The 21,228-nt window shown below is 45.0% G+C and carries 16 protein-coding genes; 9 read left to right on the forward strand and 7 right to left on the reverse strand.

Annotated elements, in window-relative coordinates:
- Positions 1–6 precede the first annotated feature (6 nt).
- The 5 genes from MSP8886_RS17870 to MSP8886_RS17890 form a co-directional block, all read right to left on the reverse strand.
- The gene (locus tag MSP8886_RS17870; RefSeq protein ID WP_067019038.1) at positions 7–813 is read right to left on the reverse strand and encodes an ABC transporter permease subunit; all 807 of its coding nucleotides are present in this window, start codon (positions 811–813) and stop codon (positions 7–9) included.
- On the reverse strand, positions 813–1,739 hold the full coding sequence (locus MSP8886_RS17875; RefSeq protein WP_067019040.1) for an ABC transporter permease subunit: 927 nt from the start codon (positions 1,737–1,739) through the stop codon (positions 813–815). Before MSP8886_RS17875 ends, MSP8886_RS17870 begins: the two co-directional genes overlap by 1 nt.
- Complete coding sequence (locus tag MSP8886_RS17880; protein WP_067019042.1) at positions 1,736–2,890, reverse strand: ABC transporter ATP-binding protein; 1,155 nt, start codon at positions 2,888–2,890, stop codon at positions 1,736–1,738. The genes MSP8886_RS17875 and MSP8886_RS17880 overlap by 4 nt, the downstream gene beginning before the upstream one ends.
- A 72-nt stretch (positions 2,891–2,962) precedes the next feature.
- The gene (locus MSP8886_RS17885) at positions 2,963–4,051 is read right to left on the reverse strand and encodes a polyamine ABC transporter substrate-binding protein (protein WP_067019045.1); all 1,089 of its coding nucleotides are present in this window, start codon (positions 4,049–4,051) and stop codon (positions 2,963–2,965) included.
- 125 nt (positions 4,052–4,176) lie between these two features.
- Entirely contained in the window at positions 4,177–5,511 is a 1,335-nt protein-coding gene (locus tag MSP8886_RS17890) for a glutamine synthetase family protein (RefSeq protein WP_067019048.1), read from the reverse strand.
- A 434-nt stretch (positions 5,512–5,945) separates the two neighbouring features.
- Here MSP8886_RS17890 and MSP8886_RS17895 point away from each other — a divergent pair, with 434 nt between their 5' ends.
- On the forward strand, positions 5,946–6,764 hold the full coding sequence (locus tag MSP8886_RS17895; protein ID WP_067019051.1) for a LuxR family transcriptional regulator: 819 nt from the start codon (positions 5,946–5,948) through the stop codon (positions 6,762–6,764).
- Between the two features lie 93 nt (positions 6,765–6,857).
- Here MSP8886_RS17895 and MSP8886_RS17900 read toward each other — a convergent pair whose 3' ends face one another.
- The gene (locus MSP8886_RS17900; protein WP_067019053.1) at positions 6,858–7,706 is read right to left on the reverse strand and encodes a response regulator transcription factor; all 849 of its coding nucleotides are present in this window, start codon (positions 7,704–7,706) and stop codon (positions 6,858–6,860) included.
- A 138-nt stretch (positions 7,707–7,844) separates the two neighbouring features.
- Between MSP8886_RS17900 and MSP8886_RS17905 the strand changes: the two genes are divergently transcribed.
- The 3 genes from MSP8886_RS17905 (at position 7,845) to MSP8886_RS17915 (ending at position 12,892) form a co-directional block, all read left to right on the forward strand.
- A complete protein-coding gene (locus MSP8886_RS17905) occupies positions 7,845–9,269 on the forward strand; it encodes an aldehyde dehydrogenase family protein (RefSeq protein WP_067019057.1) in 1,425 nt (474 codons plus the stop codon).
- Positions 9,270–9,493: 224 nt separating this feature from the next.
- The gene (locus tag MSP8886_RS17910) at positions 9,494–10,867 is read left to right on the forward strand and encodes an aminotransferase (protein ID WP_067019060.1); all 1,374 of its coding nucleotides are present in this window, start codon (positions 9,494–9,496) and stop codon (positions 10,865–10,867) included.
- 234 nt (positions 10,868–11,101) lie between these two features.
- On the forward strand, positions 11,102–12,892 hold the full coding sequence (locus MSP8886_RS17915) for a glycosyl hydrolase family 28 protein (RefSeq protein WP_083201023.1): 1,791 nt from the start codon (positions 11,102–11,104) through the stop codon (positions 12,890–12,892).
- A 46-nt stretch (positions 12,893–12,938) separates the two neighbouring features.
- Here the strand turns inward: MSP8886_RS17915 and MSP8886_RS17920 are convergent, their stop codons facing one another.
- Positions 12,939–14,657: a thiamine pyrophosphate-dependent enzyme gene (locus tag MSP8886_RS17920; protein WP_067019067.1), complete on the reverse strand. Its 1,719-nt coding sequence runs from the start codon at positions 14,655–14,657 to the stop codon at positions 12,939–12,941.
- Between the two features lie 251 nt (positions 14,658–14,908).
- Between MSP8886_RS17920 and MSP8886_RS17925 the strand changes: the two genes are divergently transcribed.
- The 5 genes from MSP8886_RS17925 to MSP8886_RS17945 all read left to right on the forward strand — a co-directional run bounded on the left by MSP8886_RS17925 (position 14,909) and on the right by MSP8886_RS17945 (position 21,115).
- Positions 14,909–15,580: a response regulator gene (locus MSP8886_RS17925; RefSeq protein ID WP_067019069.1), complete on the forward strand. Its 672-nt coding sequence runs from the start codon at positions 14,909–14,911 to the stop codon at positions 15,578–15,580.
- The gene (locus tag MSP8886_RS17930) at positions 15,573–17,006 is read left to right on the forward strand and encodes a sensor histidine kinase (RefSeq protein ID WP_067019072.1); all 1,434 of its coding nucleotides are present in this window, start codon (positions 15,573–15,575) and stop codon (positions 17,004–17,006) included. Before MSP8886_RS17925 ends, MSP8886_RS17930 begins: the two co-directional genes overlap by 8 nt.
- Positions 17,003–18,100, forward strand: a complete 1,098-nt coding sequence (locus MSP8886_RS17935) for an ABC transporter substrate-binding protein (RefSeq protein ID WP_067019075.1) — start codon at positions 17,003–17,005, stop codon at positions 18,098–18,100. Before MSP8886_RS17930 ends, MSP8886_RS17935 begins: the two co-directional genes overlap by 4 nt.
- A gap of 98 nt (positions 18,101–18,198) precedes the next feature.
- Positions 18,199–19,152, forward strand: coding sequence for a TAXI family TRAP transporter solute-binding subunit (locus MSP8886_RS17940; RefSeq protein ID WP_245659136.1), 954 nt, complete (start codon positions 18,199–18,201; stop codon positions 19,150–19,152).
- Between the two features lie 10 nt (positions 19,153–19,162).
- Positions 19,163–21,115, forward strand: a complete 1,953-nt coding sequence (locus MSP8886_RS17945) for a TRAP transporter permease (RefSeq protein WP_067019078.1) — start codon at positions 19,163–19,165, stop codon at positions 21,113–21,115.
- Positions 21,116–21,228 lie beyond the last annotated feature (113 nt).

Raw genomic sequence — 21,228 nt, forward strand, 5'->3', positions numbered from 1 at the left:
GTCAATTTATCCCACTACACGTTTTTGACGGCGCATAATGTATAAAGCAATAAGCACAGATAGTGCCACCGCGACAATCATAAGAGTCGCTAAGGCATTTACCTCAGGAGTGATCCCCAATCGAACTTTGGAGAAAATCACCATCGGCAATGTACTGTTGCCTGGACCAGACACAAAACTGGCAATGACTAGGTCATCTAGAGACAGAGTAAAAGACAACAACCAACCTGACACAATCGCAGGCATAATCAACGGCAAGGTAATCAAAAAGAACAAGCTAGACGGTTTGGCCCCAAGATCCATCGCAGCTTCTTCTAAGGTCTCATCCAAGGTAGACAATCGCGATTGCACAACCACCGCTACATATGCCAAACAAAAGGTTGTATGAGCAATCACCACGGTTGTTGTCCCCCGCTCCGCAGGCCAACCAAACAAGCTTCCCATAGACACGAACAGCAGCAATAAAGACAACCCCGTAATAACATCGGGCATTACCAACGGAGCCATTGCCCATCCACTCAGAATGGTTTTCCCTCGGAAACGAGGTATACGGCTTAAAACAAATCCAGTCATGGTGCCTAATACCGAGGCCAAACTCGCACTAATGACAGCAATTTTAAGGCTAACCCAAGCGGCATCCATGATTTCTTGGTTACTAAATAGACTGGCATACCATTTCAGTGACCAGCCACCCCATACCGTCACTAACTTTGATTCATTAAAACTGAACACAATCAGTACAACGATGGGCAGATAAAGAAATAGGAATCCTAATGCTGCCATGATAATTAATGGCCATGATCGTTTTCTCATCACAGGGCTTCCTTATTATTTTTGCGCATTAATATAATGGGACCCACTAAGAGTAAAAGCATGACAATGGCAACGGCTGAGGCCAGAGGCCAGTCTCGGTTCAAGAAGAACTCATCCCACAAAACCCGCCCAATCATCAAGGTATTAGACCCCCCTAGCAGAGCTGGAATTACAAACTCCCCTACAGCAGGGATAAACACCAGCAAGCAGCCAGCGATGATGCCAGGCTTCGCTAAAGGTAAAGTGATATGCAAAAACGACTGATAAGGTTTTGCCCCAAGATCTTGTGCAGCTTCCACCAAACTCATGTCCATTTTTTCCAAGCAGGTATAAAGCGGCAAGATCATAAAAGGCAAATAGGTATAGACAATGCCCAGATACACAGCAAAATCCGTTTGCAACATAGTCACAGGATGCTGAACCAACCCTAAAGACACGAGTAGCTCATTAATCAAGCCATTTTTTTGCAATAGCCCCATCCAAGCATACACCCGCAACAAAAAAGATGTCCAAAAGGGCAAGATAACCAAAGCCAACAGTACTGCTCGCATGGTGCTAGAACTACGAGCAATAAAATAGGCGATGGGAAAACCAATCAACAATGTGATGAGCGTGGAAATGCCAGCGATTTTTATCGAACTTAAATACGCATCCAGATAAAAGCTGGTCTCAAACAAAAATAAATAATTGCCTAAGTTCAGCTTTAGGGTCGCGTAGGTATTAGTGGCATCCCATTGAAAAATCGACGTATAAGGAGGGACCGCAATGGCAGACTCCGTAAACGATATATTGAAAACCACTAAAAAAGGGATAAAGAAAAAAGCCGCCAACCACAACATGGGCACTAAAATCACAAAGAGACGCCCGATGTTAGACGAAGAAACGAGCTGCCAGATAGAAGATTTTCGCTTTTTTGTTGTCATCATGATGTAAGCACCACGCAGCTGTCAGGATCCCACGAGACATACACTTGATCTTCCCATGTGAGACGATCCTCAATGAACCGAGCGACATTGGGCTGGGTCACACGTATCTCTTTTTCACTGTCTAGCATCACCTTGAATATGGACTGTCCCCCCATATACGCGATGTCAGATATCTTACCTTGCGCCCTATTCTTATCCGAATCCGGCATAGTACGAGAAATACGAATTTTTTCTGGGCGAACCGCCACCGCCACCTTCTGATTCGGTACACAACTGATACCATGATTCACTTGAATTTGCCCAAGAACATCGTCTGATTGAATAATCACACAGTCTCGTTCATCCGAAAAAACATGCCCTTCAAACATGTTCACGTTGCCAATAAACTCGGCCACATAGCGATTCGATGGGAACTCATAAACCTGATGAGGCTCAGCGGTTTGCACAATCACCCCATTATCCATCACCCCAATGCGAGTCGATAAGGTCATAGCTTCTTCTTGATCATGAGTCACGACGATAAAAGTGATCCCTAACTCTTCTTGCAGGCGCATCAATTCAAATTGCGTTTCCTCCCGCAATTTTTTATCTAATGCCCCCAATGGTTCATCCAGCAACAATAGCTTAGGCCGTTTAACTAAAGCACGAGCCAAGGCCACACGCTGACGTTGTCCACCAGATAACATATGTGGTTTACGCTTCGCCAAATGCCCTAATTGAACCATATCAATAATGTCTGCAACCCGACGTTTCACCTCAACATTGGCTATTCGTTGCCGTTTTAATCCAAAGGCAACGTTCGCTTCAACAGATAAATGAGGGAACAAAGCATAAGACTGGAACATCATATTGATGGGACGTTCCCAAGGAGGAATCCCCGACATATCCACACCGTCGATGATAATTTCCCCAGAAGTGGGAGATTCAAACCCTGCGAGCATGCGCAACAAGGTACTTTTTCCGGAGCCAGACCCCCCTAATAAACAAAACAGTTCGTTTTTATAAACATCAAGAGACACATTTTTGACCGCTGCAAAGTCATCGAACTTTTTTGTCACTTGTTTGATTTCAACAAAAGGAGTGGACTCTTCTTGTCGCCACACTTTATTAGACGCAGCACTATTTACGGAAGACTCAGTAACAACCGCCATAACCTAACCTCTCTGATTTAAAAACAACGCACAAAAGCGTGGGGCTCAACGCCCCACACAACATGACAATTATTAACGCCCAGTCTTGATGTTCGTCCAAGCTCGGGTTAACAATCGGTCAAAACGCGCACTATTTGTCTTTTGCACAAAGAGTTTATCTTTTACGGATTCTGGTGGATAAATGGCCTTATTATTTTTCACATCTGGATCTAAGAAAGGTTCTGCTGCGGTATTTGGCGACGCATAAAACACGTAGTTAGACAGTGTCGCTGAATTTTTACCATTGAGAATGAAATTAATAAACTTCAACGCGGCGGCTGGATGTTGTGCATCTTTCGGAATCGCCATGGTATCAAGAAATGCCAATGTGCCTTCTTTTGGAACAACAAAATCAATTTTCACGCCTTGACCCGCTTCTTCGGCTCGCGTTTTCGCTTGTAATACATCCCCGTTATAGCCCAAAACTAGACAAACCTCACCATTGGCCAAGTCTGAAATATAACGGCTAGAGTCAAAATACTTATAGTAAGGGCGAACCGCACGGAGCACCTCAGCCGACTTTTTCAGTTCAGCTGGACTTTGCGAATTCGGATCAATGCCACGATAGTTATTTACAATATCAATCACTTCGGCAGGCGAGTCGAGTACCGTGACGCCGCAATCCTTCAACTTAGACACAATTTTAGGGTCAAACAGCACATCCAACGAATTGATGCTTGATACACCAAGACGCTTTTTAATCATATCGACATTATAACCTAGCCCAATGGTGCCCCACATATAGGGTACCGCATATTTGTTGCCGGGATCATTTGCGGCTAAACTTTTCAAAATGGCTGGATCAAGATTGCCATAATTACTCAGCTTACTTTTATCGATTGGCTGATAAATTCCCGCAGCGATTTGACGCTCTAAAAACGAATTCGAAGGCACAACAAGATCATAACCAGATCGTCCTGCCATCAACTTCGCCTCTAGCACCTCATTACTGGAGTACACATCATAATTGACCTTGATGCCTGTTTCTTTTTCAAATTGTTTGAGCGCACCTGGGGCGATATAGTCTGACCAGTTATAAACATTTAACTGCTCCTGGGCAAACGCCGTTCCCCCCATCACGCCCATCGAAATCAACATCGCTTTTATCGTTTTATGCTTCATAATCGTTCCTTTTGTGTTTTTGATATTATATGAGTGCTGAGGCAGGGCTTATCACACTGGCTCAGCACTCTTTAATTATGTAGCGTCTAATTATGTCGCGTCGTTTATTATTTTTGTGACGACGTCTATAAGTAAGACTTGTACTCAATGTCTGAGATTTGACCAAACAAACGGTTCTGCTCCTGTTCTTTAGCTGCTGAAAAAGCATTAACAAAGTCTTTGCCTAGATAATCGTTTAGAAATTGGCTGTCTTTAAAGAATTCTGTCGCATCGTCCCAGCGACTTGGTAGGCTTTCATACAAATCCACTAACGTGTAGGCATTCCCCTCAATCGGCTTAGGTGGTGACATTTTATTTTCGATACCATTTAAAGCCGCGCCCAGCACAGCAGCCAACACCAAATAGGGGTTCGCATCTGCTCCCGATACACGATGTTCAATGCGTCGAGCAGCGTTAGAGCTTTCTGGTATGCGAACTGCTACCGTACGGTTACCGTATCCCCAACCCGCGAAAGTCGGCGTATAGGCACCCGCTTGGAAGCGACGGTAAGAGTTCAGGTGGGGGGCAAATATCAACATACTGTCAGCCATGTGATTCAGTAATCCAGCAACCGCTTGCTTCAATAAAGCGGAGCCTTCATCTGTGCCATTATCAAAGACGTTTTTCCCGTCTTCATCGATCACACTAAAATGTACATGCATACCATTGCCACTTTCATTCGGATAAGGTTTCGCCATGAAAGTCGATGCCATACCATGCTTTCTAGCCACGCCACTGATTAAACGTTTAAACATACTGGCATGGTCTGCGGCAAGTAATGCATCATCTGTGTGAACCATGTTAATTTCAAACTGACCTGGCCCTAACTCAGAAATAATGGTGTCTGCTGGAATATTTTGTTGATTACAAGCCTCTCGTACATCTGCGAAGAAAACTGCTAACCCATCCATCTCCTTCACCGAGTAACAATCTGTTTCTTGTAAACGACGACCATTACCGTTGCGCACGACAGGAGGGATAGGACGCTGTGATGTTTCCGATTCACGATCTAAAAGATAGAACTCAAGCTCTGTTGCAACAACAGGAGTTAGACCCAGTTTTTTATAACGATCAACAATATTTTTCAGAATTTGACGAGGATCCAGATGACAAGGCGAACCATCTGGTTTGTGAATCATGGCGAGTATCTGCTTACGTGGTTGTGCTGCCCAAGGTACTGGCACGGCTTGATTTTGCACGGGAAGACAAAGCCCATCACTATCACCTGTTTCGAACACTAAACCATTCTTGAGAACGTCATTCCCCCAATTATCTAGAGCTACAACAGATACAGGCAACTTCATCCCTTCGCGCATAATCTCTTCCATACTTTTCGCTGGGAACCGTTTACCACGTAAGTTGCCATTAAAGTCCGTTATAAACACATCAAACTCAGTTGGCTTCTCATCATTTACTAACATATACACTACTCTCTTTTGGATTATATACTGCTATAAAGCACCTTACTCTCAACAATTATCAAGAGTAACTATCCCCTAGTGGGTATATGAATAGCGCTTTATTTCGACATTGAAAAAAAGAGCCTTGTCCTGTAGCAAAAATGATGATTAGTTTCCTATTAAAATCAATGGCATTCTTATGCTTTTAAACGTATTTTTTTAGAGGATAAAAAACACACCCTGCAACTTCAAATAATTTTCAACAGGATACATTTATTTTGGCCCAAGCTTTGCTTAAAAAATATATGATTGATTGAAAGAAAAAAGAGAAGGACGAGCAAGCACCAAAACAGGACAAAAATGGTATAGGTGCTCTATAATAAAACATCCATAAAGGGAGCAATGATCAGTATGCTTTCATCAAAAACGATGAAAGTCAGGTGAGGAATAGAGGTATGTCACAACATTACAAGAATGGCCAGATCTCCCCCTCAGACTTGATGAAAGACTTAGCCGTTGTTACTAACCATTTGCACATCCACAGTTTTCCCTGTGTCTTAGAAAGCTTCTTAAGTGGCTTATGTTATTTTGATGATATTAATCTCATCACTTATAAAAAGACGTTTAAACCCATACTTATCCACCCAAACATTACGCCAGAAGAAAACCCAACACTCCACGCTTATCTTCATAATTTTTATTTACTAGATCCGCTGTTCAATGCAATACAACAAGGCGTATCATCGGGGATTCATCGGCTAGCCGATCTAGCACCAGACTCTTTTGAGCAAACTCGTTACTATCAACAATGCTATCAAGCATTTGATTTAGTCGATGAAATCAACATTCTGATTAGTCTTAATCGCTCAACCACATTCGCTATTACCTTAGGGCGCCAAAAAACCGTTGGCTCCATATTACGCAGTGAGTTGAATAACTTAAAAATGGTCTATCCCATGATAGAATCACTGGTTCAGCAGTTTTGGCTAGCACAATCTCAAAACTATGTGGATAACGTCAGGAAAAATAGCCCTCTTAAGCAAGCACTGACCACTTTTGCCAAAGGCGCTTTAACGGATAGAGAACAAGAAGTACTTGGTCTACTGTTAAAAGGACACTCCTCAAAATCTATTGCAGACCAACTTGGCATTAGTGTTGGAACAATTAAAGTACACCGTAAAAACATCCACAGTCGCCTCAACACGAATAATCAGGCGGATATTTTTACTTTGTTTTTAAAGCACTTAGAAGGCCTAGAACCCCTCATTGCGTAACAAAAAACATTCCCACCTTCATCTTGTTTGTCTGTTCGCCTCCATGAGGGACAAGCCAGCACCAGCAGGCAGTCAAAACCGAATACTGAACTATTATGGTGCCTGAACGACGGTTTTAGCGTTCATATAGTAACTCAATGGATCGCCCTCCATATCATCTTGGATACTCATGACCGAATCTAAAAACAAGTTAAATAGCTCGCCAGCCGTCGTTACATCCAGCTTAGCGTAAGCATTTTTTCGGTGTAACTTAACGGTTTCAACAGAGATATGAAGACGCTCTGAAATGGCCTTGTTAGAGTAACCATGCAGAATCATCCCCACGGTTTGGCTTTCTCTGTCGGTTAACAAGCTTGTTCCAAAACCGTCCAAAGCAACCTCTAAACGCTGGCGCAAGTTAAACGAGGGAGGACTATGTATTTCTTTCGTCCAATGCTGTTTCATCAACCAGTCAACCATCGGGCAAATATCGTTGAGCAGAGTTAAGGTTTCGGTATCAAAAGCGGCTTTTTGATCCATTCGACTCAGTGAGATATTGACAAACGCATCATCACTCCCCACCCAAATAAGATAACCACACTCATCCTTTAAACCACTGTTTTTATAATAAGCGTGGTAATATTCGCTCATCTTAAAGCCTTCTGGGGAAAGCTCAGACAAGGCAAAAAAACCTTGTTTTTGGGCTTTTGTTGCTGCCATATAGTAAGGGTCAAGCAAAAAAGTACCGTTCAAAAACTTATCAATCGAAGTCTGCATAAGGCCATTGGGAAGTTCATTGTATTCCACTCGAGGCATGGTTTTGGATGGATAAGCTAAAATGGTGATATTGTCGACATCCACCAGCGCCTTAAACATAGAGACCATTTCAGGCAAAAATGCCTCGGTCCCCAAATAGGATGATAAGCGCGCTGAATGCTGGCTAAAAAGGGCTAAAAAAGACATAGTTCCAGTTGCTCTTATTATATGAATACAAAACAATAAGCAAATCCATTGCCAAAACGCCTCCCCCATAGGAGGTATGGTTTCCACCTAACAAGGTCGCTACAATCGATAGACACGCTACGTGAAGGAAGAGACACCATGAAACACTATAATAAATTCTATATCAATGGTACTTGGGTGCCATCCGACAGCACGTCTATTAAAGAAGTGATTAATCCCACGACGCAAGAGGTCATTGCGCAAGTCAGTTTGGGCAGCAAAAGCGATGTAGATCAAGCCGTCATCGCTGCGCGCAACGCCTTTGCCTCTTGGTCACAAACAAGCCGAGAAGAACGCTTAGCCGTTTTAGACCGTATCATCGAAGTCTATAAAACTCGCCTCGAAGACATGGCTCAAGCTATTACATCGGAAATGGGGGCGGCCATTTCCATGAGCCGTTCAGCACAGTCCCCTATTGGTATGTTACATTTTATCACCGCTCGGGATGTATTAGCCGATTTTTCCTTTGAAAATGAACAGGGCGGTAGCCACATAGTAAAAGAGCCAATTGGTGTATGTGGCTTTATCACTCCGTGGAATTGGCCGATGAATCAGATTGCTTGTAAAGTCGCACCGGCTTTGGCCTGTGGCTGTACTATCGTGCTAAAACCAAGCGAAATGACACCTCTTTCAGCTCAGTTGTTTGCTGAAATTCTCCATGAAGCAGGTGTCCCTACGGGTGTGTTTAATATGGTGTATGGGGATGGGCCAGAGGTTGGCTCAGCCATTAGCAGCCACCCTGATATTGATATGGTTTCCTTAACTGGCTCAACCCGTGCAGGGGTACAAGTCTCTAAGGCAGCGGCGGATAATATCAAACGTGTATCGCTGGAATTGGGCGGTAAATCCCCCTTTGTTATCCTAGACGATGCCGATTTCGAGGGCGCAGTTCGTTGGGGAGCCAAGCAATGCTTCCGTAACGTTGGGCAGTCATGCAACGCCCCAACACGCATGCTGGTTCCTGCCGCCCTTCACGATCAGGCAGTACAAGTCGTCAAGGAAACAGCACTAAATACTCGAGTCGGAGATCCACGATCAGAAGAGACTGACATCGGTCCCCTATCCAACGCACTGCAATTTGACAAAGTCAATGGCATGATCCAAAGCGCCATTGATGCAGGTAATGAGCTGATCGTTGGTGGTACAGGTCGTCCTGATGGCCTAGATAAAGGATACTTTATTCGTCCTACCGCGTTCGCTAACGTGCGTAACGATTCGACCATTGCCCAAGAAGAAGTTTTCGGTCCAGTACTGACTATTATTCCTTATAGCAATGAGGAAGAAGCCATTCAAATTGCCAATGATACGCCTTATGGATTGGCCGCTTATATCGAATCAGGCAGTTTAGAGCGTGCCCGTTCTGTGGCGAGAAAAATGCGCGCTGGTACCGTCTATCTAAACCGTAACGATTTCGATCCAAGAGCACCGTTTGGCGGTTACAAACAGTCTGGTAATGGTCGTGAATGGGGTGAGTTTGGCTTCCATGATTTCCTAGAAATCAAAGGCATTGTTGGTTACCAATAAGCCTTGGAAAACCACTATTACTATAGGCATACATACTCGCACTCACCATTCCAGTGAGTGCATTGCCTCCCCCTACCTAAAAGGGTAATCCCAGTCGACCCCTTTTATAGATACCATAAACGACAATGACACCTTAATAGGATCGTTATTGCATTTCACTTGTTTGCCATAAAAAAGGAGAGAACTCCTAAGCAAACGAACCTCATTGTCATAGGAGAGTATCCATGAGCAACAAACCTTTATTGCCTACTACTGAAGCTCTGCGCGCCTTAGATCAGGCCCACCACCTACACCCCTTTACCGATGTGGGAGCGTATCAAAAAAGCGGCGGCCGAATTGTCACCCGTGGTGAACATATTTATTTTTATGATTCAGAAGGCAGTAAAGTACTTGATGGCATGTCGGGTCTATGGTGTTGTAACCTTGGATACAGCCAACCCAAAATTGTTGAAGCCATTCATGAGCAACTGCAAGTGCTGCCTTTCTACAACAACTTCTTCCAATGCTCTAATGACATGGCAGTGAAGATGGCGGAAGCGATGGCACAAGTCACTCCTGAGCATTTAAACCATGTGTTTTTCACTAACTCTGGCTCAGAAGCAAACGATACCAATATTAAAATCGTCCATCGTTATTATCAGATTCTTGGCAAACCAGAGAAAAAACACTTTATCGCCCGCAATAACGCCTATCATGGAAGCACCGTTGCCGCTTCTAGCCTATCAGGCATGACCTTCATGCACGATCAATACACCGGAATTGATTATGTACATCACATCCAACAACCCTATTATTTCGGTGAAGGCGGCGACTTAACACCAGAAGAGTTCGGCCTACAAGCCGCCCGTGAGCTAGAAAAGAAAATCGAAGAGCTTGGCGAAGACAAAGTAGCGGCCTTTATTGCTGAGCCTATTCAAGGAGCAGGTGGCGTGATTATTCCACCAGACACTTACTGGCCAGAAATTCAGCGCATCTGTAACGAGCACGACATTTTATTAATCAGTGATGAAGTCATTTGTGGCTTTGGCCGCACGGGTAGCTGGTTTGGTTGTCAGACCTATGGTTTTAAACCGGACCTAATGACATTTGCCAAAGCCGTCACCAATGGTTTCCAAGCCCTAGGTGGTGTGATGATATCCGATAAAATTGCGGAAGTTCTTGCCCAAGGCAAAGGGGATTTTGCTCATGGTATGACCTATTCTGGTCACCCAGTTGCCTGTGCTGCTGGGCTCGCCACCTTGGATATACTACGAAGCCAACACACCATTGAAAACATGGCGAAAGAGATTGGTCCATATTTTGAGCAACGCTGGAAGTCCCTAGAAGATCACCCGATCGTCGGTGAAGCACGCGCGAAAAACATGGTTGCCGCCTTAGAGCTGGTCAAACACAAAGGCTCCAAGGAACGTTTAGCCCCCAACGCAGCCGCCAGTATTGTTTGCCGAGATCAAGCTATTAAAGAAGGCTTACTGGTACGAGCTGTCGGTGAAGCCATGGTTTGTGCCCCCCCAATCGTCTGTAGTAAACAAGACATTGACACCATTATTGAACGGATGTTCCGGGCACTTGACTACACAGCAAAACAATATTTGCGATAAAAAAGAAAACGAAATAAGGGCGAGAGGTAAAACTCGCTCTTATCCTTCCTCTTAGCCCCGCTATTCTCTAGCCAAATCATCTAGTTGTGATGGAAACACTTTGTTTAGAAACAGTACAATCCGTCATAAAAACGTAAACCCAATTAACAAGCATAAAAAAAAACGCAATATAGAACGCGATTATTAGCGTAGTCATAATGGACTAACCAAAGTACTCAGATGGATGATAACTAAATGACCATGAAATACATCGTATCTTTTATTAGAGCAAGCTTGGCCCTTCTAATGATTCTAGCAAGTGCGGCCCAAGCAGAAGAAAGGCTTAACCTACAATCCCCTGCTGCCAGTGCCGACGACCATAGTCTCCTATTGACTTGGACGCCTCCAGGTAAGATTACTAACATTCAGGCTTATCAGATTTTAGAAAACGGTCATGTTATCGGGCAGGCAAAAAGCCACAACATCGACTCAGCAGCCGAACCGTTTATTGATCATTTTTACAAAAACAACCCAAGTGACTTCACCCAGAAAATCGTTTGGCAAAGTGCCAAAATCAGCGATTTATCCCCTGATACAAGCTATCAATTTCAGGTTCAAGCGCTGGATAAAAACGGCCAAATACTTAACACTAGCCAAGTATTAACACTGAAAACCACCCCACGCCCTACCCAGCGAAACATTAGCGCCTTTGGAGCAAAAGGGGATGGCAAAACCGACAACACACTCGCTATTCAACAAGCCATTGCCAGCTGCCCAACGCACTGCGAACTCACCATCCCCGCAGGTACCTTTGTCACAGGAGCTATTTACTTAAAAAGCAACATGACGCTCCATCTCGCAAAAGGTGCCAAATTGCTCGGTTCAAGCCATGCTGATGACTACCCAATCATCAATAAAACCCCTTCAGCCTTAATCAATGTTTTGCAGTCTCCTGCTACCGACAGCAAAACATTCACCAATGTTCGCATTGTCGGCAATGGCATTATTGATGGAAACGGTTGGAAACAATCAGCCGATCGTTATCAAAACTATTTACAGCACTCCCAGCCACACTACTTACACGGCAGCAATAAGCTCTATAAGAACTATGGTTTACTGGCCAAATCACAAGTCGAAAGTGGTATTCAACACGGTATGTCAGCCCATAAGGCCTATGGCAGCATGCGCTCTAACCTTGTTTACCTAAGAAAAGTAACCAATCTTTATGTTGAAGGTGTCACCCTTCGAAACCCAGCAAACCATGCCATTGTCAGTAGTAGCAACAAAAATGCGACCTATAACAGCCTTAAAGTGGAAACCTATGATGTCAACAATGGTGATGGTATCGATATCAGTCGAGGCACAAACACCTTAGTGTTGAATAGCTACTTCGATGTGGGAGACGACGCCATTAACTTTGCCGCAGGAGCTGGCGCTAAAGCCGCGTCAGAACAGGGTGTAAACGGGGCTTGGCTGTTTAATAACTTTATCTATCACGCCCATGGTGGTGTTGTCTTAGGCAGTCGAACAGGCTCTGGTATCAAGCATATTGTGGCCGAAAATAATGTCATGGTGAAAACCGATATAGGCCTGCGAGCTAAAAGCAGCGATACCATTGGTGGCGGTGCCTCCGATGTAATTTTTCGCAATACGGCCCTGTCGGACTTAGAGGATCAAGCCTTTTTATTGACCCTTCAGTATGGTGATCCAAACGAAGTCACCCAGTATGAGCCCGCCGCTACCCCAGCACAGTTCTCTGACTTCAGGATTAATCATGTGTCCGTGGACGGCATCGCAGGGAAAAAGCCCTCCATTCAAATTCTTACCGGCTTTACGCATTCTTCTTATCATAAAAACATCTATTTCAATGATGTCCATCTGAAGAATGTGATGCCAACGGATATAGAAGATTTACTAGACAGCCAGTTTAATAACGTCATCTTTTCTCAATTGAAAAAAGGCACAAGCCCTTGGTATTTTCACCACGTATACGGCGTTACCGTCGATGGCAAAGCTGCTTCAACAAAGGCGCCAGACAGTGATTGACGTCTTTGTTGATGCTTGCTATTTCACACAGACAGGATAATCGACCTTAACGGACACGGACATAGTTATCACGTATCAACGAGATCAATTCATCTGTGCGACCATTGAGGACCGCTTTAATGCCAAACATGGCCGTCGACATGACCTGAGCAGCCTCAACCTTCGGCGGCATCACCAGCTCCATTCGGCTGACTCTGACATCCAATAAGGCAGGCTTATCGGTCGCTAACCATTGCTGCATGGCTTCTTCCAATTGGCTGGTTTCATCCACTCGAAATCCATCTAAACCTATCGTTTTCGCGACTTCTGAAAAGTCGGGGTTTTTCAAACCAGTAAAAGCATCCAACAAACCTTCAACACGTTGCTCCATTTCAACAAAGCCAAGTGTTTCGTTATTAAAAATCAGTAATTTAACGGGGATATTTTCCTGTACCAGTGTTAATAAATCCCCCATTAGCATGCTCATTCCCCCATCGCCACACATGGCGATCACTTGGCGGTCTGGATAGGCGTTAGCAATCCCCAGCGCTTGAGGGTAGGCATTGGCCATGGTGCCGTGGGCCAGACTGGTTAAAAAGCGGCGTTGTCCCGTCGCAGTTAAATGGCGCAATAACCACACCATAGGCGTACCGCCATCTGCGGTGAAAATAGCGTCGTCGTTTGCTAGTTTATTCAAGGTGTGAGCCACAGTTTGTGGATGGAGCAATGTTGGTCCAGATTTCGTCTCTTGAACATACTCTGCTTGGTCTTTTTTCCATTGTTTTAACGCTTTGTCTAAATGAGCTTGGTCATTTTTCGGCGAAAGTTTTGGCATCAAAGCCTGGATTGAATCGGCCACATCCCCCACCAGACCCAGATCGATTGGGCTGCGTTTGCCTAAATGTCTGGCATCAATATCGATCTGAACAATTTTCGCGTGCTCTGGGTAAAACTGGGTATAGGCAAAGTCGGTACCGAGGCAGATCAACAAATCACAATCCATGACCGCCTCCATCCCCGCACGGTTGCCTAAAATCCCCGTCATCCCCGCATGAAAAGCATTGTTCGGCTCAATAAACTCTTTCGAGCGAGTACTGTGAATAATGGGGGCTTTTAATAACTCCGCCAACTCGATCAACTCTTCACGGGCATGCTTTGCGCCAATGCCTGCGTACAAGGTCACCCGCTCAGCATGGTCAATCATGGTGGCTAACTCAGCGAGTTCAGAAGGGTTAGGACGAATGTTTGGCTTAGCGGTATGTACTCGCCAATTGACATCATTATGGACTTTTTCTTGGAACATATCGCCATTGACGATAATCACTGCCACACCGTTTTTTGACAGTGCCGCTTGCGCGGCTTGAACCGTAATGCGACGCGCTTGGTCAGGATGAGAGATGCGTTCACAAAACACAGAGCATTGTTCATAAATAGGTTTTTGATCCACTTCTTGAGGGAAGTTCAGCCCTTCTTGACGACGATCTACCTGAGAAGCAATCAACACCACAGGTGAGCCATTACGATGGCTCTCGAAAATACCATTAACGAAGTGCAAACTACCTGGTCCACAAGTGCCTGCGCACAATGACAGCTGACCTGTCATATAAGATTCACCGCCTGCGGCCATAGCCCCCACTTCTTCGTGGCGCACATGCACCCAATCAATATCAGACCGACTCAGAACGTTAGTAAAGTGGTTAATGGTATCACCAACGATGCCATAACAGCGCTTAGCACCCGCCTCACTTAGGGTATCAACAATGATATCGGAAACAGACTTGCTCATCTCTACTTACTCCTTACGGTCATGATAGATGCTTTTTATGATGGGCTATTCGCATCCAGCCTGCAATCTAAAGTTGATATTATCTACATATCTTCAAATAGGGAAAAAGTAAGAGGTGGTCAACAGACAAGCAAAGCGGTTTTTATGCGAATGTATAGGTATTAGGGCATTTTTTATCTTAAGATACGCTAAGTAACGACGAAAAATATAAAAACAAAGCCTTATGAAGGGTAAATAAAAAGTGATGAATCATGCGAATTTTAGTAGTAGAAGACGATAAAATTCTCGGTGAAGCCATTTGCCAAAGAATGAGTCGAATGGGCCACGGCATCGATCTCGCCACAACCGGTAAAACCGCCCAACAAATGCTGGATTTACAGCAATACGACTTATTGTTATTAGACCTCAACTTGCCAGATACAACGGGCAATCACATCCTGGCAAAACTCAGAAAAAAACACGCTCATACCCCCGTCATCATTCTCACGGCTCGTAACCAAGTGGAAGACAGAATTACTCTGCTCGATTTGGGGGCCGACGATTACCTGACTAAGCCCTTTGATTTTGGCGAATTAGAAGCACGTTGCCGAGCCTTACTGCGTCGAAGTCATGGACAAACCCTCAATACCATTGAATATGGCAACGTCTCGCTTGATCTGGACGCCTGTAAAGTCACCGTGAATAGCACGCCTATTGATATCAAACAGCGAGAGTTTCGTTTACTGGAAGTCTTTATGACGCATACAGGTAAAGTGCTCAGCAAAGAAGCATTGATCGAACATCTCTACAATTTTGATGATAACCCTAACACCAGCGTTATCGAAATCTACGTCGCCCGTCTTCGTAAATCGCTCCATGATAGCGACTTTAAGATTCGTACTATTAGGGGATTAGGTTACCTATTGGAAAAAAGGCATGAGTAAAACTCGATCATTGCGTCGACAATTATTAGTCATGACCTTCATCGTCTTACTCTTCATCAGTAGCCTCGCGCTCTGGGGAGCACACATTTATGCCAACCGCACCACGAAAATATCCTATGACCGGCTACTTTACGGCGCGGCATTGCAAATGGCAGAGAATATCACCTTAGTTAACGGCAAAGTCATCATCGACTTACCCATATCGGCCTTTGAGACCCTGTCGTTATCCAGCTCCGACCGAGCCTTCTATTCTATTATGAATACTCAGTACCAAGTTTTGACTGGCTATAAAGATTTACCGGATATCCCCTTTCCCCAACTCATCAGAGAGTCGCAACAGAATCAACCGATAAAGCCCCTTTATTATGAATCAAACTACCGTGGTGAGCGGGTGCGTTTTATTATTTTAAGCAAACGATTACTGGAGGCGGATAAGAGCAAAACCGTATTTGTAATCGTGGGACAAACCATGGAAGCCCGCGCAAAAGCCGCTAAAGAGTTCAACCAAATCGCCCTGCAGTTTGTTAGTGTCTTTTTCATTATCACCATGCTGTTATTACTGTTTGTGATTTGGCAAGTGTTGCGCCCTCTCCAATCCATCAAACAAGCGATAACCGAACGCTCTTCTTTAGATCTGTCGGCATTAGATATCCATGTGCCAAGCGAAATCGCACCACTAGTCGGTAGTATTAACTACTTTATGGCCCAGCTCGATAACACCTTACAGCGTTTAGAACGCTTCACGGCCGAGTCCGCCCATCAGATTAGAACGCCGCTTGCTGGGCTCATCTCACAAGCCCAAAATGCCTTAGATGAAAAAGATGCGGCCCTTAGAAAACAACAACTGGAAAACATATTAGAAAGTAGCCAATTGCTGACCCAAACCGTCAATCAATTGTTAAACAGAGCCACCCTAACACACCGCTTTCAAAGTCACCCCTTCTCACTCCTATCTTTGGATGAGTTAATCAAAGACACTTGCCGCGAACTTGTTGTCTGGGCATTAGAAAAACACGTCGAAATTGCTTACGTAGGTGACGCTAAAACCAATATTTTGGGGGATGAATTTGCCCTCAAACAAATGCTGCACAACATCATTGAAAACGCCGTTAAATACAGCCCCGAACATGGCACGGTGGAAGTGGAATTGATGACCCAATCAACAGCGTCCAATCAAGCATTGTCCAACCAAGCAACGCTGCAAATACGGGATCAGGGGGTTGGTGTCTGTGATGAGGATAAACTTCATATCTTCGAGTATTTTTACAGAAGCGCGGATAATGTGGCGGCCGGTTCGGGGATTGGTCTCTCCATTGCCAAAGAGGTAGCAGAGCACCACAAAGCCGCCTTTCACTTAAAAGATAATCAACCGACAGGGTTAATTGTTGAGATTGTGTTCCTTTGCGTTGAGGAATCAAAACAATGAAATATTACTTAGCTTTTTTGTTTTGCTGTTTTATGGCCTCTGGGGCTGACTCGCACCCGTCCACTCCCTCGCCTTCCAATACAACCAACACCTACAGCTACCCAAGTTTAGCCAAGCAAACCGTCCTTTTAACGGTTCACGGTGCACTGGATCACGCCCTAATTGCCCCTCTTTTTAGGGCATTTATAACGCAACATCCTCATACTCAGATTCAATATACCCAGTTGAATACCAATGCCCTTTACCAGACCTTTTTAGACGCCCCACAAGAACGGCCAGACATTATGATGAGTCCTGCCATGGATTTACAATTTAAACTGGTCAACGATGGCTTCGCTTTACGCAACGACTCACCGCCGCCTCAGTCTCTACCAATGGATTCACAATGGCGACAAGAACTCTTCGGCTTTACTTATGAGCCCATTGTAATGGTCATCAATACTGACATTCTTACTGGTTCCCCACTGCCCACCAGCCGCGAACAATTACTCACCTTAATACGGGACAAAGATCATCTCTTAGACGGCAAAATCGGCCTCTTTGATATCAAAAAAATTGGACTTGGCTATTTGGCCTGGTCATACGATAGCCAGCAATCTCGCACCTATGGGCGCTTATTAGAAGCGTTTGGCAATCATAAAGCGCAACTCTATACCGACACGCACACCATGCTTGAAGCCTTGTTAAAAGGTGACCTATTTATTGCCTACAATCTTGTTGGTTCTTATGCTTTTCAATGGAGCAAAAAATACCCGTGGATTGTCACCTTAATGCCCACCGACTACACAAGCATTATCATGCGGACTGCTTTTATCAACCGACAGACAACACACCCCAAAACCGCCAAATTTTTTATCGATTTTTTACTGTCTCATCAGGGGCAAAGCTTACTCGAAGCCTCTGGCATCACACCTTTAGATCGTCATATAACGGGGCAAAATAGTCGTCAGGCCTTACAAAAATTGCCTCATGGTATTTTCCGCCCAATTCCCTTAGGCCTTGAACTGTTGATCCAAACAGACTCCGCTAAAAAGCAGCTCATCTACGATGAATGGGATGAGGCTTTAGGCTCCTCCATGTCCCCGTCTCAATAATAACAAGAAACGGTCAACCCCATGAAAGGTTCGTGAAAGGTTTCTGTCATACACTGCCCTAAGGAAAATAACAATAATATCGATCCTTGGAGCATCTTATGTTTATGAAAGCATGGTTTAACAAAGCCGTTATCGTTGGTGCGCTTTGCAGCACACTGATCGCCACACCCGCCCTTGCCACAGAACGAATCTCTATTGGTACGGGTGGAACCGGTGGTCTCTTTTACGTCATGGGGGCAGGTATTTCCCAAACCATCAATAAATACATGCCTGACACCACCGCCCGCGCCGAAGTCACGGGGGCATCAATCGAAAACAACTACCGTGTGGCCGCAGGTCAAATGACGCTGGGGTTATCCTCCTCTTCCACCTTGTACGAAGCCAAACAGGGCATCGGCCCATTTAAAAAAAGCGGGAAATTGGATGTGGCGGCTATCGCCTACCTTTATCCGGCGGTCTTACAAGTCGCCACCATTCAAGGCACAGGAGTAAAAGATTTTAAAGATCTAAAAGGCAAACGTGTCAGTATGGGACCTCCAGGCAGTAACGCCGCTGTTTTAGCCACGCGCTTATTTAAAGAATATGGTGTGTTTAAAGACATTACACCACGCTTTTTATCCTATACAGAAGGAGTAAAAGCCTTGATCAATGGCCAAGTAGATGCCGCTGTCGTTTTGGCTGGTGCACCAACAGCATCATTGATTGACTTGGACTCACAACGCCACATGACACTCTTGTCAGCCAGTAAAGAAAGTATCGATGCGTTGATCAAGAAATACCCTTTCTACCAAGTTTACTCTTTACCCGCTGGCACCTACCCAGACCAGAAAAAAGCCGTCACCATGATCAATGATCCTGCGGTTCTGTTCACCAGTGGCAAAGCCGATCAAACGAAAATTTATAACATTACCAAAGCTATTTTTGATCACCTCGACATGCTAAGAAAAGTGCATCCATTGGCGAAAAAAATCTCCCTGAAAACCGCCCCCAATACGCCCATTGCACTGCACCCTGGCGCGAAAAAATACTTCGATGAAATGAATAAGCAGTAGGAGAGTCATCATGGCGAAGACCACACTCAAAGACCTATTGTTTGATACCAAGACGATTGGCAACAAAGAGCGAACGTGTCTGTCCATCCTATTCAGCGTTATCGCCGTGGTGGTCGCCGGATTGGTGCTCTATGGCGCTTACTATGGGGGGATTACGGCATTGCTATTGAGGTCGTTATTCTTCTCCCTAGTCTCCGCCTCAGCAATGCTCTTTTTTGCGTTGAAGTATCAACAAACCTGGCTTCGCCTTGGCTTTTACTTATTCGCTGTGATTGCTCTTATCCCTGGCCCCTATTTATGGCATAACTATATGGACATCATCATGCGTGGTGCCATTGCTATTCCTCAGGATACTTGGATATTTATTGGCCTTATCTGTGTTGTTTTTCTGTTTGTCAGAATGGCCGTCGGGTGGGCACTGATTGGCTTAATGACCCTTGCCTTGTTCTATGCCTACTATGGCTACTTAATACCGGGAAAATATGGTAATGGTGGTTTCGACATCAGTCGACTCACCTCGACCTTAATGCTTTCTACCGAAGGCATCTATGGCATTCCTATGGGTGTCGCGGTGGAATATATTTTCCTATTCGGTTTATTCGGCGCCATTTTAACCAAAATAGGCACAGGCGAGGTATTTGTTGATTTAGCCCGAGGCTTAACCGGACGCGTCCAAGGTGGGCCTGGGTTATCTGCGGCGTTATCCAGCGCGTTACTGGGCTCCTTAAATGGCAGCGCCGTGGCAAACGTCGTCACCACCGGCACCTTTACCATTCCATTAATGAAACGGGTAGGTTACAGTGCAAAACTCGCCGGTGCTATTGAAGCCGCCGCGTCGTCTGCTGGACAAATCATGCCTCCCGTCATGGGGGCCGCAGCCTTCTTAATGGCAGAAATCATCGGCATCCCCTATTCAGAAGTGGCACTGGCAGCGCTTATTCCTGCACTTCTTTATGTTTTAGCCTTAATGATCGCTGTCAGACTGGAAGCGGGCCGTTTAAACCTTGAAAGAGATACAGAAGCAGGCTTAAAACTCCTGCTTAGAACCCTCAAAAAGAAAAGCTACTTATTATTGCCCCTCGTCGTGCTCATTGGTCTTATGGTTTCTGGTGAGTCCCCCACACAAGCCGCTGTCATGGGGATTTTAGCGGGCTTTTTCGTCAGCCCTTGGAAAGCAGAAACACGCATCAATATTGTCGATATTATTGCCGCTTGCAAAGAAACATTGATCAATATCCTACCGATTGTCGCAGCGGTAGCATCGGCAGGCGTCATTATTGGAGTGTTAAACTTAACAGGCTTGGGATTAATGTTGTCTGGGTTGATTATTTCCTTAGGGAATGGGCATTTATGGGCCGTGTTGCTCCTCACCGCTGGCGCGTCTTTTGTGCTTGGAATGGGCTTGCCAACGTCCGCCGCTTATCTATTATTAGCGGTTCTCGTTGCTCCCGCCATGACACAAATGGGCATGGCACCATTATCAGCCCATATGTTCATCTTTTACTATGGGTTAGTGTCTGCCATCACACCACCTGTTGCCTTAGCGGCCTATGCCGCCTCCACCATTTCCGGTGCGGACCCTACCGAAACGGCCATTGAGTCCATGCGTTTGGGCTTTGTGAAACTGTTGGTTCCTTTCTTGTTTGTCACCATGCCAGGCATTCTATTGATTGGTTCAACCTCCAGCATCATTGCCGCCATTGTGATCGCCGCATTAGCGACAAGTGCCATGAGCATTGGCTTTTCAGGCTGGTTGAAAAACAACTTGAGTTGGTTCATACGAGGTTTGTACGTTATCGCAGCCATATTGATTGCATGGCCACAAGCCGCAACGGATTTTTCCCCACACATCATCGGCGCGAGACTGCTGGGGTTAGTGCTGTTCGTTATACTGCTATGTAAAGCTGCCAAAGGGCAAAGCTCGCATCCACATGAGAGCCAACTCGAAAAGTCCACCGCTTAGAGTTTGGCATCTGCGACAAAAAGCCCAACAACAGCTATAAAAAAGAGGGTGATGATATTGATCATCCGCCCTCTTTTTATCTTTCTAACGCACCTTTACCTTTCTAACGCAGC

The sequence above is a fragment of the Marinomonas spartinae genome (assembly GCF_900089775.1).
Lineage (GTDB): Bacteria > Pseudomonadota > Gammaproteobacteria > Pseudomonadales > Marinomonadaceae > Marinomonas > Marinomonas spartinae.

Bases quoted from the DNA above. Each gene is read 5' to 3' on its own strand.
- MSP8886_RS17935 (WP_067019075.1), top strand. From the start codon at position 17,003: ATGAAATATTACTTAGCTTTTTTGTTTTGCTGTTTTATGGCCTCTGGG.
- MSP8886_RS17915 (WP_083201023.1), top strand. From the start codon at position 11,102: ATGACCATGAAATACATCGTATCTTTTATTAGAGCAAGCTTGGCCCTT.
- MSP8886_RS17905 (WP_067019057.1), top strand. From the start codon at position 7,845: ATGAAACACTATAATAAATTCTATATCAATGGTACTTGGGTGCCATCC.
- MSP8886_RS17930 (WP_067019072.1), top strand. From the start codon at position 15,573: ATGAGTAAAACTCGATCATTGCGTCGACAATTATTAGTCATGACCTTC.
- MSP8886_RS17890 (WP_067019048.1), bottom strand. From the start codon at position 5,511: ATGTTAGTAAATGATGAGAAGCCAACTGAGTTTGATGTGTTTATAACG.
- MSP8886_RS17945 (WP_067019078.1), top strand. From the start codon at position 19,163: ATGGCGAAGACCACACTCAAAGACCTATTGTTTGATACCAAGACGATT.
- MSP8886_RS17895 (WP_067019051.1), top strand. From the start codon at position 5,946: ATGTCACAACATTACAAGAATGGCCAGATCTCCCCCTCAGACTTGATG.
- MSP8886_RS17870 (WP_067019038.1), bottom strand. From the start codon at position 813: ATGAGAAAACGATCATGGCCATTAATTATCATGGCAGCATTAGGATTC.
- MSP8886_RS17875 (WP_067019040.1), bottom strand. From the start codon at position 1,739: ATGATGACAACAAAAAAGCGAAAATCTTCTATCTGGCAGCTCGTTTCT.
- MSP8886_RS17900 (WP_067019053.1), bottom strand. From the start codon at position 7,706: ATGTCTTTTTTAGCCCTTTTTAGCCAGCATTCAGCGCGCTTATCATCC.
- MSP8886_RS17920 (WP_067019067.1), bottom strand. From the start codon at position 14,657: ATGAGCAAGTCTGTTTCCGATATCATTGTTGATACCCTAAGTGAGGCG.
- MSP8886_RS17940 (WP_245659136.1), top strand. From the start codon at position 18,199: ATGTTTATGAAAGCATGGTTTAACAAAGCCGTTATCGTTGGTGCGCTT.
- MSP8886_RS17910 (WP_067019060.1), top strand. From the start codon at position 9,494: ATGAGCAACAAACCTTTATTGCCTACTACTGAAGCTCTGCGCGCCTTA.
- MSP8886_RS17925 (WP_067019069.1), top strand. From the start codon at position 14,909: ATGCGAATTTTAGTAGTAGAAGACGATAAAATTCTCGGTGAAGCCATT.
- MSP8886_RS17885 (WP_067019045.1), bottom strand. From the start codon at position 4,051: ATGAAGCATAAAACGATAAAAGCGATGTTGATTTCGATGGGCGTGATG.
- MSP8886_RS17880 (WP_067019042.1), bottom strand. From the start codon at position 2,890: ATGGCGGTTGTTACTGAGTCTTCCGTAAATAGTGCTGCGTCTAATAAA.